Genomic DNA, 16,343 nt, shown 5'->3' on the forward strand with positions numbered 1-16,343 from the left:
CCTGCGGCAATGAAACCGTCTGCACATTCGCATAACGGAAAGCACTGAAGGAGATGACAGATACAATGGTGACCATTATCGGATGGCTTGGGTTTATTTTTTGCTCATCGGCATACTTGCTCCTTAATCTGAAAGTGTTGCGATTTGATAGCCCGCTTTATCAGGTGTTAAATGTAATCGGCGGGATAGGTTTGGTTATAAGTGCCTTCTATTTTAAAGATACCCCAAACCTTGCCGCAAATGGTATATGGGTGCTCATTGCACTATTTGGGATCGTCCGGTATTCACAGCGGCGCTCAAGCTTAAGACGACGGGGCCGTCAAATCACCAAGACCAAGTAAGCGATAAGCTTCGGCCTTATAATCAGTTATTTTTTCGTTGAAGGTCTTGGGGTTGGTTGAAAGACTTAAATAAAAATAAGAACCGTCAATCAGTGCAAAAATGAGTTCGGCAATTCGGACCGGATTATTGACATGGGTAACGCCAGCCGCATTGCAGCGATCGATAAGCGCTGCAAGCTGCGCTCTAAGTGAATCTGTGAGTTTTTTATATTTCGTTTTGACTTTTTTGTCACGGAATGTCAGTGCATAGCAGCTGTAAAATAGTCCATCGTCGAATAATTTATTCCACTTCCTCGAAAACAAATCGTCGATCACCGTAACCAATGCCTCACGGAGGGGAATATCGTTGTTTTTTCCGGCGCGGTAAATAAGCAGATATTTGTCCAATATATAGTCAATCAACGCATAAGTAAGGTCGTCCTTCGTTTGGAAATAGTGAATGATAAGGCTAGGGTTGATATCCATCACCTTGGCAATCTTTGCAATGGACGTATTTTCGAGCCCTTCCCTTTTAGCCACTTTATAAAAGACCTTGATGATTTCTAACTGCCTGGCTTCTTTTAAGCTTTTTCTTCCCATGGGTATGTGTCAATAATGGTTTGCGAAATTAGTAAAATTATATGAACTAGTTATTTACATTTGATTAATTGTATGTTCATTCAATTTTTTGTTACAGAAATCAATTGTCGCAATCGATTGATTGATAATATACAATCGATTGCATGAATTTTTCTCTTGTATAATCAATTAAAAGACAATAACATTGCATATATAAACCGGTACTCGTATACCGACCAATAATAACACTTTACAAATAGATAATACAATCGTTAACTACCCTTTAAGTAAATAAACTACATTTGATTTTTGACTAAATGTTCAATTAATAAATAAACTTAAGATTCGATTATGAAAGAACAGCGACAAGGTAAGACCCAACGGTGGAGTATTTGGAGTTGTATTGGCGCTATACTTGTGTTGGTGCAAATAGTAGCTTTTGATGCGATGGCGCAAAATCGCCTGGTGGGCAAGGTAGCGGATCAAGCCGGTCAGGCACTGGTCGGCGCGAGTGTGGTTGTGCAAGGGACGTCTTTAGGTACCGCAACCGATGAGGGCGGGCAATACGTACTTGTTGGCTTGGAGAAGGGTGCTACGTTGGTCTTCCGCATGGTGGGTTACAAATCCCAAGAACTGCAGTACACGGGCCAAGCCGAGTTGGAGGTCGCGTTGGAAGCAGATGCAGGTAACCTCGACGAGGTCATCGTCGTAGGCTTTGGAACGCAACAGAAGAGCAACCTGACCGGTGCGGTGGACCAGATTTCCGGCGCACAGTTGGAGTCGAGGCCGGTATCCAATATCATGCAGGGCCTCCAAGGGGTCAGCCCGGGTTTGAATATTACCTATGGCAACGGTTCGCCCGGCGGGATACCGAACATCAATATCCGGGGGACAACGTCTATAAACGGTGGGTCGCCGCTCATCGTCATCGACGGAATACCCGTTTCCGATACTTATGACATGATTCGGCTGAGTCCCAACGACATCGCTTCCTATACCGTATTGCGCGATGCCTCATCGGCGGCCATCTATGGCGCCCGGGCGGCCTACGGCGTCATCCTGATTACCACCAAGCGAGGTCACCAAGGAACACAACGTATCAGCTATAACCTCACAACTTCCTTTGGTCGACCCACGGAAATGCCCGACCCGGTAACCGATCCCTACATCTTCTCGCGCGTACTCGAAAACTCCACGCTTAATACCCCTTGGAACGGTCCCAGCTATGTGCAATTCAACGAGGCTTATTACCAATGGGCGAAGGAGCGATCGGAAGACCCGTCGTTGCCCGACGTGCGGATTAACCCGAATAATCCCAACGAGTGGGAGTACATGGGCAACAATAACTGGAATGATTATTTTTTTAAGGAGGCTACCGTTTCCCAATCACACAATATAGCGCTTTCCGGTGGCGCAATGATTAACGAGAAGCCCCTTTCGTATTACCTGTCGGCTGATTATACCAAAGATAACGGGTTGAATAAGCTGGCGGACGACTATTGGCAGCGCAAGGGGATTAGAGGAAGGCTCACGTTCAATCCGATGAAATGGTTGAAACTGGATAATAATATGAACGTTTATCAAACGGATATCGCGAAACCGTACGCCAGTATCACCGACATTTATTATCTGCAACCGACCAACGTGGCCAAGAATCCCGACGGTACTTGGGCGAATAACGCCGCAGGCCGACTGGCGGCACGGTTGGTAGATGGCGGAAATAACAATGAACATATGTTCGGCTTCCAGAACATTTTCAACGCGGTGGGAACCTTCTTCAATGGCGACCTGACCGTTACCGGTGATGCCAGCTTCAAACGGGAATACTGGCGCTATCCGCGACATTCGAAAAAGTACAAAATTGGCTACGGTCCCGACGATATCCGGGAGGAAGGTGGCAATGGTTTTGTGTACGATCGGCGGGGAGAGATCCAGAACAACGTATTCAACCTCTATGCGAATTACAACAAAACCTTTGGTATCCACGACTTCAGCCTCACGGCGGGCTACAACCAGGAAGACTACGTTTGGGAAACCACCATCGCCCAGCGAGACCAGCTTATCTCATCCACGCTGCCCTATTTGGAGCTGACCACCGGCGAATCACGTATTAATGCACAGTACAGCTCTTATGCAACCCAGAGTGTGTTCGGCCGACTGAACTATACGATCAACGGCCGGTATATCTTCGAAGGAACAGGACGTTACGACGGCTCGTCAAGGTTTCCGTCTTCCAACCGCTGGGGCTTCTTCCCCTCCGTATCGGGGGCGTGGATTGTCAGCAACGAACCATTCTTCGACGCACTAAAGCCAGCTTTTTCCAATCTGAAGTTGCGTGCCTCATACGGTAGTCTCGGCAATCAAAACGTGGGTGACTTTTCTTACATCCAGACCATGGGCACCGCGCTATCAAATTACCTCATCGACGGCACTCAACGGCAAATCGTCACGGGGGCACCCTCGCTGACCATCAACCCCGCCAATTACACTTGGGAAAATGTCGCAACGATCAACTTCGGTACCGATGTCGGGCTACTGAATGACCGGGTTTTTGCGGGCTTTGATTACTTTATCCGCGAGACCACGGGCATGCTGGTCGCGGGCGAACAGCTGCCAGCGGTATTGGGTACCAGTGTTCCGAAGCAAAATTCGGCGGATCTACGGGGAAAGGGGTGGGAGCTTTCCTTGACCTACAAGGACAATTTCACTGTGGCCGCTAAGCCACTTCGGTTGGAAGCCAAATTGGTGCTTTCCGATTCCCGGGCGCATATCACCAAATTCAAGAACGACCAACGCCTGCTGTCGCAGTACTTTGAAGGTTACGAATTTGGCACGCTATATGGGCTGATCGGCGACGGTTTCTTCCAGTCAGCCGAAGAAATCGAGGCTTTGGACGAAACCGCCATCATCCCATGGGGGGCGCTTGACATTGTGCCCGGATGGCCGAAATTCAAAGATATAGATGGCGATGGGAAGATCGAGCTCGGGCAAACCATCGATGATATGAAAGACCGTACCATCATCGGAAATTCAGCCGATCGCTACCGAATCGGATTTAACCTCAATTTGGATTGGCATGGCTTCGATGCCTCGGTCTTCCTCCAAGGGGTATTAAAGCGTGATTTCTATCCAAGGCATTATTTGTTCTGGGGCCCCTACCAGCAACCCTATGCGAACGTATACCCCTGGCACCTGGATCACTACCGCGCCCAGGACGATACGCCCGAACAGCGGGCCAAACATTCGGCGGCATATATAGCGGCCGGTCTTGCCGATCAAAATCTGGATGCAACTTATCCCGTTTTGCAGTCGTGGTTGGCCGATGCCAACTACGGGGCTGGATTAGACATCCCTAATACGCAATACCTGCTCAACGGGGCGTATCTGCGAGTGAAAAATATTACACTGGGTTATTCGCTTCCTCATGAGATGATCCAACGGTGGGGCATGGGCAGGTTGCGGCTTTTTATTACCGGTGAAAATATTTTCGAATTTTCAGAAGTGAAACGATTTGTAGACCCCGAAGCGATCAATAATAATACGGATAGCAGCGCCTGGGCCTATCCATTTCAACGGAAGTTTGCATTTGGGCTGAATATTGGATTTTGACAAAAAATAAAAGATATCATGAAAAGATACAAAATACTGTTCTTAGCGGCGTTGGCGACTATGGCAACTTCTTGTCAGAAAGGGTTCCTCGACCGTTACCCGCAGACGTCCGTTACCCCAGAAGTATTTTTCAATACGGAAGAGGATTTAGCGCTGTACATCAATGGCATGTTAGACCTAGCGGGCCACGGTATGTACCTTTCCGACCAGAGTACGGATAACTTGGCTACGACAGCAGCTGTTGAGGTGAAAAACATCATGACCGGCGATCCTTCGTCGCAAAACATTTCCGGTGGGTGGTCGTGGGATAGGTTGCGCACCATCAATTACTTTCTGGAGAATTACAACCGGGCGGTTGTTACCGAGGATGTGAAGAATCATTACGCCGGCTTGGCCCGTTACTACCGAGCGGCTTTATATCACGGCAAGGTTAAACGGTTTTCCGATGTGCCCTGGTATTCGGGTACGCTTAACCCCGACGATGAGGAACTCTACAAGGCACAGGATCCGCGGGAATTGGTTATGGATAATGTAATGGCCGATTTGGAGTTCGCCATGGCAAACGTACGTGACGATGTGCCAACCGGTACGCCAGACAGATGGGCCGTGGCGACTATGGCGGCCAAAATCGCACTCTATGAGGGTACCTATCGGAAATACCATCCCGAATTGGGATTACAGGGTACAGCGGATGCTTTTTTGGAAAAGGCAGTAGCAATCGCCGAACAGATCATTACCGAAGGGGGCTTCAGCATTCACAATACGGGAAACCCGGCATCGGATTATGCAGATTTGTTTGGCAACCAAGACCTAACGGGTAATAGCGAGATGATTTTGGTGAACAGCTTCGACCAAACTAAAAATAGAAGCGGAAACCAAAACACGGGTGTATTCGGTAACTACGAGCAATCGCCGGCACGCGATCTTGTGCAAACTTATTTGCGGGCTGATGGCTCGCGTTTTACTGACTTATCCGGATATGAAACGCTGGGGTTCGTAGAAGAATTTGAAAACCGCGACCCCCGACTGGCCCAGACCATCGCCTATCCCGGCTGGCAGCGCGCACAAGACGACGCCCCCTATGTTCAATTTCTCGCTCGAAATTTTACAGGGTACCACCAGTTGAAAGGTTATGTCAATAGTACGGATCAAGTCATACTGAATAGTGCGGACGTACCTGTACACCGTTACGCGGAAGTGTTGTTGATACTGGCAGAGGCAAAAGCCGAGCTAGGCACCCTCACCCAGGCGGATCTGGATAGGACCGTAAACTTGTTGCGTGACCGTGTGGCCATGCCGCATCTCAATCTGGCCGTTTCAAATGCAGATCCCGACCCGGTACTGGTGGAAAAATTCGCAAATGTTGTTGGCGCAAACCAAGGGGTCATACTCGAAATCCGGCGCGAGCGACGGGTGGAGTTGGCATTTGAGGATAGCCGTTATGACGACTTGATGCGCTGGCATGCGGGCAAGCTGCTGGAGAATATCCCTGTGGGCATGTATTTTCCAGGCGTAGGCGACTATGACTTAACCGGCGACGATGTGCCCGATATCCGGCTAATACCCGAGGGACAGACCATTCCCACGGAGCGCGAGCGAAATTCACTCGGTGTGCAGTTGGTTTATTATACCATAGGTACCATCGGTGGCGGTGCCTCCATTTATCTCGAAAATGGTACAAACGGTGGTTTTTTGGTCACTGACGATCGGGAACGTACCTTTGTTGAGCCCAAATATTATTACCGTCCCGTGCCAAATGCCGAAACGATATTGAACCCCCATTTGTATCAGTTGTTTGATTGGGAGTAATCAAGATATTATTCAGATAAAATAAAAAACGATGTTGAAAAGAATTTTAGGTACAGCATGTATCGGTTTCCTAACGCTATTCTCAGTACATGCCCAAGACGCTTTCTCATTTGCATTCCTGACGGATATCCATACCAATACGAATCCTGAATCCCGAAGTTTGGAAGGTTTCAAACAAGCCATCCAATCTGCCGAAAATAGCAACATGGACTTTATCCTGACCGGAGGTGACAACGCCGATGTCGATGCGATGAACAGCGACCAACGCAACACGGCAGTCAAACTATTCAGCGACTACAAAGCAGTTGCCGACCAATCGGCACTCCCTTTTTATTACACCATCGGCAACCATGACCGTTACTGGGGCGATGGTGAAAAAAGTGGTGCGTATGGCGAAAAACTATTTGAGTCTTTTTTCGGGAAGACCTATTATTCCTTTGAACATAAAGGGTGGTTGTTCATCGTATTGAATTCCACGCAAATCGGTAACGGGCAATATTGTCTGGATGCGCAACAACAACAGTGGCTTACCCGACTTCTTACCCAAACACCGAGAGAACAACCCATCGTCATATCCACGCATGTGCCCTTCCTTTCGTTGTATTATCCCGTACTTGAGGGCCGTTATACATCAGCAGATACCTTTGCCAATCAAAAGGAGATCTTTGATTTATTTGGCAGTCATAACCTAAAATTGGTGCTGCAGGGTCACCAGCACCTGTACGAGGAAATCAAGGTAAAAGGGGTCCAGTTCATCACAGCCGGGGCCGTGTGCGCTAGTTGGTGGGGCGGTGCCTTCCATGGCACCGAAGAAGGATATCTCAAAGTGAGCATCGATGGCAACGACTTTTCATGGGAATATATCGATTATGGGTGGGAGGCCGGCAAGTAAGTATGATGAACGTCCGTAGGGTATGGAAGTACGCGGTAGCCCTATGTCTTATCGGGGTTATCCGAGTAGATGCACAGGCGCAATACCTTAAGGTGATGACCTTCAACATCTGGCATGGAGGAAGAGAAACCGGAGAAGAAGAAGGCCCTCTGCGTGTCGTTGATGTTATCCGCGATGCAGGTGCAGATATCGTGGCCATGCAGGAAGCGTACGGCTCGGGCGAGCGGATTGCCGATGAATTGGGGTACCACCTCTACCTGCGCAGTTCCAACCTATCCATCATGAGCAGATACCCCGTTGTCGATACGTTGCAGGCCCACAGCGCATTTAACAGCGGGGCAGTTACCATTGATGTAAACGGACAACACGTGGTCGTCGCCTGCAATTGGCTCAATTACCCCTTTGATTATTGGGATATGCTGGAAAAGGGACAGCCCGTCGACTCGGCCGGATGGCAGAGGCAGTTTCAGGGTGAAAAGAATACCGGTATCCTCCGCGAGATCATCAATGTACTACAACCTGCCATTGCGAACGCTGAGCATGTTCCTGTTATCATTTGTGGCGATTTCAATTCAGGCTCGCACCTGGATTGGGTGCCGGAGACCAGGCATCTCAACGAAGGTTACGTTATGCCGTTCCCGGCGACTTTGTTGATGGAAAAGCATGGTTTTATCGATTCTTTCCGCGAAGTACATCCCGATCCACTGGCGGTGCGTGGGATTACTTGGAGCCCGGCATTTCCGAATGCTTTTCAAGACCGTATCGATTATATTTTTTATCGGGGAAGTGTTCTCAAGGCTATGGATTCAGAGACTATTGATACACATCCTGTCAAATACCCTTCAGACCATGCGGCCGTATTGACCACGTTTAAAATTCAAAAAAGAATATGATACCAAAAACCAATCTTATGCTGCGTATACTCCTGGTAATTTTCCAGACACTCCTTGTAGCCTTTTTCAGCATTTCGTGCCAGTCTACAAACAATCGGAAATCAGGTGAATCCGGCACACTCCGCGTGATGACCTTCAACCTATGGCATGGCGGCGATGCGGTGAAGCTGCCGCGTGATACCACCGTCAAATATCAATTAGCCGCTATTCGCCGTGCTAACGCCGACGTAGTAGGCTTCCAGGAACAGACCACTAACCAAAGTGATGGTGCATCGCGGGCCAAATTGCTTGCAGATAGCCTGGGGTGGTATTGCCATATCGTTGACGCGAGCCGCGCGGTGATTTCGCGGTTCGATATCCAGCCGGTGGATACCACCAAGGTATCCCAAGCGGTAGTGCTGCAACTTTCCAACGGCGCGGATATCGTCTTCGGGGTGATGCATCTTATGTATACCCCATATGAGCCGTATGACATTGCCGATGGAAAGTTGCCGGACGCAGCCGCTGCCGAAGCTTCCGCCAGAAAGGCGCGGCTTCACCAAGTGCAGGATATGTTGGACGAAATTGCAGCCTACAGCGATTACCCAACCATATTGGTAGGTGATTTCAACGAGCCGAGCTGCCTCGATTGGACAGAAAAAGCCATCGAAGACCGCGGAGATACGTTGTTGCCTTTTGCTGTGCACTGGCCAGCCACCGCGCTCCTAATCGATCGTGGTTTTAAAGATGCATACCGGGTGGTGTACCCCGATGTGAAGCAGCGGCCGGGTTATACGTGGACGTCGGTAGAAGGCCTATGGCGTAACCCGGAGGTCCACGACCGGATAGACTTGGTTTATGTGAGCAAGGATAGGTTCACCGTGCAAGAGGCCGCGGTTGTGGGCGAGCCGTCCCCGATGACCGACCTGGCCATCCAGCCCTGGCCTTCGGACCATCGGGCGGTGGTGGTAGAATTGGCGATGCGTTAGCTTGAAGCATCCACCAGCCGCCAATCGCCATTTTCCTTCCGCTCAGGCCGCCCGATGGCGATATTCGTAGAGTGATACATCAGGAATATCCAGCCTTCGGCACAGCCGCGCTCCCAATAGGCCTGCCGCAATTCCATGGATTTGCGACCATCATAGTCGTACTTGGCCGCAAATTGGCGGAAAAACTGCTCCGGTTCGGGCGCTTCATCACCGCCATAAAAGAAGTGCTCGCCGCCCGTTTGGATATGGAAGACCTGGTGATGGGGCGTATGCCCCCCCGAAACCTCGTAGCTGATCTCGTTGTTAACCGACCCCGCTCCCTCCACCAGCACGAGGTTGCCGCTGCGCTGGAGCACGTCGAAGATTTCGGTTCTGTACGAATCTGACATGCTGCTGTATGCATCTTCCCATTCGCCCCGCTGCACCACATACTCCGCATCCGGGAAAGCAACACGGAACGTGCCATTGCGATCTACCACGGTGCCACCCACATGGTCTTTATGTAGGTGCGATAGTAATACATACCGCACATCATGCGGGTCGAAACCGGCTTTCCTTATATTATAATGCAACTGCAGGTCGCCGTCATGGTCTTCATGGCCAATGCCCGTGTCGAGCAGCAATAACCCATTGGCCGATTCGATCAAAAACGGATGCACATGGATAAATAGCGAACCGGGACGATCTTTTTTGCGATCTTTAGCCGCATCAAAAGGAACGAATTTTTTAGATGAATCGACGGAAAATGAGCCTTCGAATAAGGAATGTGCCTGCATGTTTTTATCTTTACCCTTTCGTAGTGCACAAACTTAGGTAAATTTGCCCTTTTTGCAAACGGATTTACCTGCGGTGAGCTCGCAAGCTTGGTTCTCCCCTGCAATGGCGAACGGCGAAGCCCTCTTGAACACCGTTGTCAGGAAGTTGTGTCAGTGAAAGAAACAGGTTTTATAGCGGAAATATATGCAAAAAAGATGGGCAATCGCTTCTTGCAGTGATGAAGCCGAGGTGCGGCAACTAAGTGAAGCGCTTGGTATCCATAAGGTATTGGCCGGGTTATTGGTGAATAGAGGGGTGGCTGACTTTGACGATGCCCGGTGTTTTTTCCGTCCCGAACTATCGTCGCTCCACGACCCTTTCCTCATGAAAGACATGGATAAAGCCATCGCCCGGATTGAGCAGGCCATCGGCAATAAAGAAAAGGTCCTTATCTACGGGGATTACGACGTGGACGGTACTACCGCAGTAGCGGTGGTCTACAGTTTTTTCAGGCAGTTCCATTCGGGCTTGGAGTTTTATTTGCCCGATCGGTATGCCGAAGGATATGGTATTTCAAAGCAAGGTATCGACTATGCCGCGGAAAACGGGTTCACGTTGGTTATTGCATTGGATTGTGGCATCAAAGCACTTGACAAGGTGGCGTATGCCCGCGAGCGGGGGATTGATTTCATTATTGGCGATCACCACCTTCCGGGCGACAAGTTGCCGGATGCGGTGGCTGTATTGGATCCCAAACGCACCGATTGCCCTTACCCATATAAGGAGTTGCCGGGATGTGGTATTGGGTTCAAGATCGTCCAAGCCTTCGTTCAGAAAAACAACATGGATATCAACCGCTGCTACCAATATCTCGATTTGGTAGCTGTGGGTATCGCCTCGGATATTGTGCCTATATCTGGCGAGAATCGGATACTTACCCATTATGGGCTTATCAAATTGAATACCAACCCCTGCTGCGGGTTGCAGTCGCTCATCGATTTGTCTACCCATCGCCGTGGGCACTTTACCGTAAACGACATCATCTTCCAGATTGGGCCACGTATCAATGCAGCTGGCCGGATAGACCATGCGAAAGACGCCGTGAAATTGTTAGTTTCCAGATCCCTCCAAGAAGCTGGCGAATACAGCAAAAGCATCGATGTCCAGAATACCCAACGGAAAGATTTCGATCTCCGGATTACGGAAGAAGCACTTGCCATCATCGATGGGGATGAGGGGCTCAAAAAACGGAAAACCACGGTCGTGTTTCAACCCGGTTGGCACAAGGGCGTTATCGGTATCGTCGCTACGCGGCTTACGGAGAAATATTATCGACCCACGGTAGTGCTCACACAAACCAATGGTCACGTTTCCGGATCCGCCCGGTCGGTATTGGGATTCGATCTTTATGAGGCGCTGAGTGCATGCAGCGATCTGCTTGATCAATTCGGTGGCCATAAATATGCGGCGGGGCTCACCATGAAGCCGGAGAATATCGAACTTTTCCAAGAGCGTTTCGAGCATGTTGTTGAGAAAAGCATCCTCCCGACCATGCTGCAGCGTGAGATGGCCATCGATGCCGAATTGGGATTTGCTGAAATCGACGCAAAATTTTTTCGTATTTTACGGCGCTTTGAACCGTTCGGGCCCCAGAATGAGGCACCACTTTTCATGAGCAGGCTGGTAAGTGTTTTGGGTATGGCGACAATCGTCGGGGGTAGTCATCTTAAAATGACGGTTGTGCAGCCGGGCTCCGCGCGATTTGATTGCATCGGTTTTGGTCTGGCAGAATACGCGGAAGCAATCAATACGCAACGTCCGTTTGACATGTGCTATACCATCGAAGAAAATGTGTGGCGCGATAAGCGGAATTTGCAGTTGAATGTAAAGGATATACGGATTTAGGATTAAGGAGCAAGGATTTAGGAGTAAGGATGTTTGAGGTATTAGATGTGAGTTTGTGAGTAGTGAGCAAGCGAGCCTGTTAGGGACCTCACAAGTTCACCAAACAGCACAAGGCAAAAAAGCAAACAGCACAAGGCAAAAAAGCAAACAGCAAAAAAGTGATATTAAAAGCAGAGCATCTCATCAAGAAATACCGCCAACGCACGGTAGTAAATGATGTTTCTTTCGAAGTGGCGCAAGGCGAGATCGTTGGTTTATTAGGGCCCAACGGTGCCGGCAAGACCACATCGTTCTATATGATTGTGGGGTTGATCAAGCCCAACGAGGGGCACGTATACCTGGATGGCGAAGAAATTACCGAAGACCCCATGTATCGGAGAGCGCAAAAGGGGATAGGCTACTTGGCGCAGGAGGCGTCGGTGTTCCGCAAGTTATCGGTTGAAAACAATATCATGGCCGTTTTGGAAATCCACCATCAAGACCGTGAAGAGCGGAAAGAAAAGCTGGAGGAACTGTTATCGGAGTTCAGCTTGAACCGGGTGCGGAAGAACCGCGGTGACTTATTGTCGGGTGGCGAGCGTCGCCGTACCGAGATAGCACGCGCGCTAGCAGCCAAACCGAATTTCATCCTCCTTGACGAGCCGTTCGCGGGGGTAGACCCCATTGCCGTGGAAGAGATACAAACCATTGTCTCCAAATTGAAACACCGTAATATCGGTATCCTCATTACGGACCACAATGTGCAGGAAACGCTATCGATTACCGACCGCGCTTATTTGTTGACGGAAGGGAAAATCATGCTTGCCGGCACGCCGGAGGAAATCGCGGTGAATGAAATGGCCCGGAAGTTTTACCTCGGCCGTAATTTTGAGTTGCGTCGGAAAAAATTGTAGTATTGAGTACCGAGTACTCAGTACTTAGAAAGACCGGCTGGCACGTATCGGAAATTAACGTCTTACTACTAAAGACTAAGTACTAACTACTAAAGACTAGAGACTGAAAAATGGCCATCATCAACTCGATATTCACGTGGATTATGAAAAAGCGCATCCATCAGATCGAGCTTTTCATGAAATATCCGCATGAGGTGCAGGAAGAGTGGTTCCAGAGCCTGCTTTCTGCCGCTGAGGCCACGGAATGGGGCAAAAAGTACGATTACAATTCCATACTGACCGCCGAGACCTACAAGGAGCGTGTGCCTATCCAGGATTACAACAGCCTCAAGCCGTACATCGATCGCATGATCAAGGGCGAGCAGAATATCCTCTGGCCGTCGGATGTCAAATGGTTCGCCAAGTCATCCGGTACCACGGCCGATAGGAGCAAGTTTATCCCGGTAAGTGAGGAGGCACTTGAGGACTGCCATTACCAGGGCGGGAAAGATATGCTCTCCGTATACTGCCATAACCGGCCGGATGCCAAAATACTGACCGGGAAGTCGATGGTGCTCGGCGGAAGCTCGCAGATCAATAATTTCCAGTCAGACTCGTATTATGGCGACCTCTCATCCATCATCCTGCGTAACCTGCCCTTTTGGGCGGAAACGCATCGTACGCCCGATCTGGAGACCGCCCTTAACCCCAATTTCGAAGAGAAGATCGAAACGGTAGCCCAGCGTTCCATCCATGAAAACGTCACCAGCTTGTCAGGCGTGCCCACCTGGTATGTGGTACTGGCTAAACGGATGATGGAACTCACGGGCAAAGACAACCTCCTGGAGATTTGGCCTAACCTGGAGTTTTATAGCCACGGTGGGGTCAGCTTCAAACCCTACCGCGATCTCTTTAAAAAGCTGGTTCCGTCAGACAGCATGTATTACCTCGAGAATTACAACGCATCGGAGGGATATTTCGCACTTCAGGACCAATCAGATTCCGAAGACTTGTTGTTGATGCTGGATTATGGCATATACTATGAATTCCTTCCCATCGAAAACGTGTTTGATGAGCATCCGAAAACGTTGGGATTGCACGAGGTTGAGCTGGGTAAGCATTATGCGTTGATTATTTCCACCAACGCCGGCTTGTGGCGTTATATGGTAGGGGATACGATCAAGTTTACGACCCTGCACCCCTACCGCATCCAGGTTACCGGGCGAACCAAGCAGTTCATCAACACGTTCGGCGAAGAGGTCATCGTAGACAATGCCGACGAGGCGTTGAAACAAGCCTGCGTGGAGACGGGGGCCAGCATCCGCGACTATACCGCTGGGCCGGTTTATTTTAGTGATGGGAAGGCAGGTGCGCATGAGTGGATTGTCGAATTTGAAGAACCACCAAGCAATTTTGATCGCTTCTGTAAGGTGCTGGATACCGCACTGCGCGAGGTCAATTCAGACTACGATGCGAAGCGGTTCAATGACCTGGCACTGCGTTTTCCGGTTATCCACAACGCACCCGAGGGCACGTTCTATCGTTGGATGAAGGCCCGGGGAAAACTCGGTGGGCAGAATAAAGTACCGCGACTGGCCAATGACCGTACCTACCTCGACGATATTTTGGAGCAACTGAAAGCAAACTAATCCGTTTACCATTCCTTATCCTTACCTTTGTGAGCTTATGGCAAACATCATCGCAATAGTAGGACGGCCGAATGTAGGCAAATCGACGTTGTATAACCGGTTGACAGAAAGCCGACGGGCGATTGTCGACGATTTCAGTGGCGTAACCCGCGACCGGCATTACGGGCAGGGCGAATGGACAGGCAGTAAGTTCACGGTCATCGATACGGGCGGGTACGTGCATGGTTCCGATGACGTATTCGAGTCGGCTATCCGCGAGCAGGTGATGATTGCCATCGAGGAAGCCTCGGTTATCCTCTTTATGGTCGATGTAACCACGGGCATCACGGATCTGGATGATGCCATTGCCGATGTGCTGCGCCGCAGTAAAAAGCCTGTCTTCGTGGTGGTCAACAAGGTAGACCATCCTTTGTTGCAGCAGGAGGCCAGTATATTCTACAGTTTCGGACTGGGCGAAATATACCCCCTGTCTTCCATGACGGGCTCCGGGACAGGCGAGTTACTGGATGAAGTGGTCAAACACTTCGAGCCGGAAGAAGAGGAGGAAGACGAACGTCCGAAATATACCATTGTGGGTAGGCCTAATGTGGGTAAATCTTCGCTCATCAATGCCCTAATAGGCAAGGAACGCAACATCGTAACGCCAATGGCCGGTACCACACGGGATTCCATTCGCATCAATTATAATCAATACGGGCACGATTTCATCCTGATCGACACGGCCGGCCTGCGCCGTAAGACCAAGGTCAAGGAAAATATCGAGTTCTATTCGGTGATGCGCACCATCAAAGCGCTCGAAGAATCGGATGTCGTTATCCTCATGTTGGATGCTACCGAAGGTATCGAAGCCCAGGACATCAATATTTTCCACCTGGCCGAAAAGAACCGGAAGGGGGTGGTTATTCTGGTCAATAAGTGGGATTTGATTGAAAAAAACAACAAGACCACCAAGGTTTTTGAAGAGCTCATCCGTGAGAAGATAGCACCCTTTACCGATGTGCCCATTATCTTCACTTCGGTAACCGAGAAACAGCGCATTTTCAAGGCCATTGAAGCGGCCTCCAACGTATACGAGAACAAGGTAAAGAAAATACCAACCTCGAAGCTGAACGAGGTAATGTTGCCCATCATCGAGAGCTACCCGCCGCCCGCTACGAAGGGTAAATACATCAAAATCAAATACGTGACGCAGGTCGGCGCCAAATCACCGATGTTCGCCTTTTTCTGTAACCTGCCGCAATACATCAAGGAGCCGTACCGACGCTTTGTCGAAAACAAACTGCGCGAAAACTTTGATTTTGAAGGCGTGCCGATAGAAGTGTATTTCCGGCAGAAATAACTCCTCACAGCACCATTATGAATTTTTATACTGTCTTTGCCGGATGTTATTTGCTTCGACAACAGTAAATGCATTTTCAAAAGAAATGTCCGTATTGTTAATTAGATGCTGAAGCATTCGACCGGCGAATAAGGGCTCAAGGCCCTTGTCCCGAAAATAAATGACCGATGGAGGGTTGTCTAGACCATAGCGGTAAATGATTTCACCGTAATCGCTGTCAATCAAATGTCAATATGATGCGTTGTTCACTCTGGGCTAGGGTTACCACCTCGTTGTCGGGTATTCCAAACATCTCCTCGGCTATACTTTTTACATCAAAACCTAACTCGCGTAATAATTTAGTGCTTGGTAACGGGAAATTCTCATTGGCAAGAAACTTCACATTAAGCGATTTTGGTCAATGAAAAAAATAACTCGTTCTTCATGCAATCCCTCAAATAAGCAAATATCGCTTTAATGTGGTAGGTTTTCAACTGCGGATAGCTCTCAAGCAATTGCTGTTCAGACCAACCCGATGACAGCAATTCGAGAATCAGTTCAACGGATATACGTGTTCCTTTAATAGTGGGTTTACCAATCAAAATATTTTTGTCCGATACAATATAGTCTTGCCAAATCATGATTGTAAACAATTAAATGGTGAATTATCATAAACTTAGATAAATTCGCTTTAATATGCAAAATAGATGTTGATTCGAAAAAAGCGGCCATCTTCATTTGGGATGGCCGCTTGTCTTATGGGGCAGGGTAGA

The 16,343-nt window shown here is 49.2% G+C and carries 14 protein-coding genes; 10 read left to right on the top strand and 4 right to left on the bottom strand.

Annotated elements, in window-relative coordinates:
• The first annotated feature begins 65 nt into the window (after positions 1–65).
• Entirely contained in the window at positions 66–341 is a 276-nt protein-coding gene (locus ACO1NT_RS11665) for a CBU_0592 family membrane protein (RefSeq protein ID WP_449048816.1), read from the top strand.
• Here the strand turns inward: ACO1NT_RS11665 and ACO1NT_RS11670 are convergent.
• Complete coding sequence (locus tag ACO1NT_RS11670; RefSeq protein ID WP_449048801.1) at positions 303–920, bottom strand: TetR family transcriptional regulator; 618 nt, start codon at positions 918–920, stop codon at positions 303–305. The two genes, ACO1NT_RS11665 and ACO1NT_RS11670, sit on opposite strands and share 39 nt — an antisense overlap.
• A gap of 330 nt (positions 921–1,250) precedes the next feature.
• On the opposite strand from ACO1NT_RS11670, the gene ACO1NT_RS11675 reads away from it, so the two are divergent.
• From ACO1NT_RS11675 to ACO1NT_RS11695, 5 genes are read left to right on the top strand one after another with little or no spacing between them, the layout of a single operon-like run.
• Complete coding sequence (locus ACO1NT_RS11675; RefSeq protein ID WP_449048802.1) at positions 1,251–4,508, top strand: SusC/RagA family TonB-linked outer membrane protein; 3,258 nt, start codon at positions 1,251–1,253, stop codon at positions 4,506–4,508.
• Positions 4,509–4,526: 18 nt separating this feature from the next.
• Positions 4,527–6,317: a RagB/SusD family nutrient uptake outer membrane protein gene (locus ACO1NT_RS11680; protein WP_449048803.1), complete on the top strand. Its 1,791-nt coding sequence runs from the start codon at positions 4,527–4,529 to the stop codon at positions 6,315–6,317.
• A 31-nt stretch (positions 6,318–6,348) separates the two neighbouring features.
• Positions 6,349–7,209: a metallophosphoesterase family protein gene (locus ACO1NT_RS11685; protein WP_449048804.1), complete on the top strand. Its 861-nt coding sequence runs from the start codon at positions 6,349–6,351 to the stop codon at positions 7,207–7,209.
• Entirely contained in the window at positions 7,170–8,102 is a 933-nt protein-coding gene (locus ACO1NT_RS11690) for an endonuclease/exonuclease/phosphatase family protein (protein ID WP_449048805.1), read from the top strand. Before ACO1NT_RS11685 ends, ACO1NT_RS11690 begins: the two co-directional genes overlap by 40 nt.
• A gap of 17 nt (positions 8,103–8,119) precedes the next feature.
• Positions 8,120–9,070, top strand: a complete 951-nt coding sequence (locus ACO1NT_RS11695) for an endonuclease/exonuclease/phosphatase family protein (protein WP_449048806.1) — start codon at positions 8,120–8,122, stop codon at positions 9,068–9,070.
• Here the strand turns inward: ACO1NT_RS11695 and ACO1NT_RS11700 are convergent.
• A complete protein-coding gene (locus ACO1NT_RS11700) occupies positions 9,067–9,846 on the bottom strand; it encodes an MBL fold metallo-hydrolase (RefSeq protein ID WP_449048807.1) in 780 nt (259 codons plus the stop codon). The genes ACO1NT_RS11695 and ACO1NT_RS11700 overlap by 4 nt on opposite strands.
• Positions 9,847–10,030: 184 nt before the next feature.
• Here ACO1NT_RS11700 and recJ point away from each other — a divergent pair, with 184 nt between their 5' ends.
• From recJ to der, 4 genes are all read left to right on the top strand, one after another.
• Entirely contained in the window at positions 10,031–11,731 is a 1,701-nt protein-coding gene (gene recJ / locus ACO1NT_RS11705) for a single-stranded-DNA-specific exonuclease RecJ (RefSeq protein WP_449048808.1), read from the top strand.
• A gap of 158 nt (positions 11,732–11,889) precedes the next feature.
• The gene (lptB, locus tag ACO1NT_RS11710) at positions 11,890–12,624 is read left to right on the top strand and encodes an LPS export ABC transporter ATP-binding protein (RefSeq protein WP_449048809.1); all 735 of its coding nucleotides are present in this window, start codon (positions 11,890–11,892) and stop codon (positions 12,622–12,624) included.
• Positions 12,625–12,734: 110 nt separating this feature from the next.
• On the top strand, positions 12,735–14,252 hold the full coding sequence (locus ACO1NT_RS11715; RefSeq protein WP_449048810.1) for a GH3 auxin-responsive promoter family protein: 1,518 nt from the start codon (positions 12,735–12,737) through the stop codon (positions 14,250–14,252).
• A 37-nt stretch (positions 14,253–14,289) separates the two neighbouring features.
• Positions 14,290–15,591, top strand: a complete 1,302-nt coding sequence (der, locus tag ACO1NT_RS11720) for a ribosome biogenesis GTPase Der (protein WP_449048811.1) — start codon at positions 14,290–14,292, stop codon at positions 15,589–15,591.
• A 217-nt stretch (positions 15,592–15,808) separates the two neighbouring features.
• Here der and ACO1NT_RS11725 read toward each other — a convergent pair whose 3' ends face one another.
• Together ACO1NT_RS11725 and ACO1NT_RS11730 are read right to left on the bottom strand one after the other, a co-directional pair.
• Positions 15,809–15,973 carry a DUF5615 family PIN-like protein gene (locus tag ACO1NT_RS11725; protein ID WP_449048812.1) on the bottom strand — a complete coding sequence of 55 codons (165 nt, stop codon included), beginning with the start codon at positions 15,971–15,973 and terminating at the stop codon, positions 15,809–15,811.
• A gap of 1 nt (position 15,974) precedes the next feature.
• Positions 15,975–16,211, bottom strand: a complete 237-nt coding sequence (locus tag ACO1NT_RS11730) for a DUF433 domain-containing protein (protein WP_449048813.1) — start codon at positions 16,209–16,211, stop codon at positions 15,975–15,977.
• Positions 16,212–16,343: the final 132 nt, after the last annotated feature.

It is taken from the genome of Parapedobacter sp., from assembly GCF_053550995.1.

What these genes read in the sequence shown, in the direction of transcription:
- ACO1NT_RS11665 (WP_449048816.1), top strand. Translation starts at nt 66, where the DNA reads ATGGTGACCATTATCGGATGGCTTGGGTTTATTTTTTGCTCATCGGCA.
- ACO1NT_RS11670 (WP_449048801.1), bottom strand. Translation starts at nt 920, where the DNA reads ATGGGAAGAAAAAGCTTAAAAGAAGCCAGGCAGTTAGAAATCATCAAG.
- ACO1NT_RS11675 (WP_449048802.1), top strand. Translation starts at nt 1,251, where the DNA reads ATGAAAGAACAGCGACAAGGTAAGACCCAACGGTGGAGTATTTGGAGT.
- ACO1NT_RS11680 (WP_449048803.1), top strand. Translation starts at nt 4,527, where the DNA reads ATGAAAAGATACAAAATACTGTTCTTAGCGGCGTTGGCGACTATGGCA.
- ACO1NT_RS11685 (WP_449048804.1), top strand. Translation starts at nt 6,349, where the DNA reads ATGTTGAAAAGAATTTTAGGTACAGCATGTATCGGTTTCCTAACGCTA.
- ACO1NT_RS11690 (WP_449048805.1), top strand. Translation starts at nt 7,170, where the DNA reads ATGGGAATATATCGATTATGGGTGGGAGGCCGGCAAGTAAGTATGATG.
- ACO1NT_RS11695 (WP_449048806.1), top strand. Translation starts at nt 8,120, where the DNA reads ATGCTGCGTATACTCCTGGTAATTTTCCAGACACTCCTTGTAGCCTTT.
- ACO1NT_RS11700 (WP_449048807.1), bottom strand. Translation starts at nt 9,846, where the DNA reads ATGCAGGCACATTCCTTATTCGAAGGCTCATTTTCCGTCGATTCATCT.
- recJ (WP_449048808.1), top strand. Translation starts at nt 10,031, where the DNA reads ATGCAAAAAAGATGGGCAATCGCTTCTTGCAGTGATGAAGCCGAGGTG.
- ACO1NT_RS11715 (WP_449048810.1), top strand. Translation starts at nt 12,735, where the DNA reads ATGGCCATCATCAACTCGATATTCACGTGGATTATGAAAAAGCGCATC.
- der (WP_449048811.1), top strand. Translation starts at nt 14,290, where the DNA reads ATGGCAAACATCATCGCAATAGTAGGACGGCCGAATGTAGGCAAATCG.
- ACO1NT_RS11730 (WP_449048813.1), bottom strand. Translation starts at nt 16,211, where the DNA reads ATGATTTGGCAAGACTATATTGTATCGGACAAAAATATTTTGATTGGT.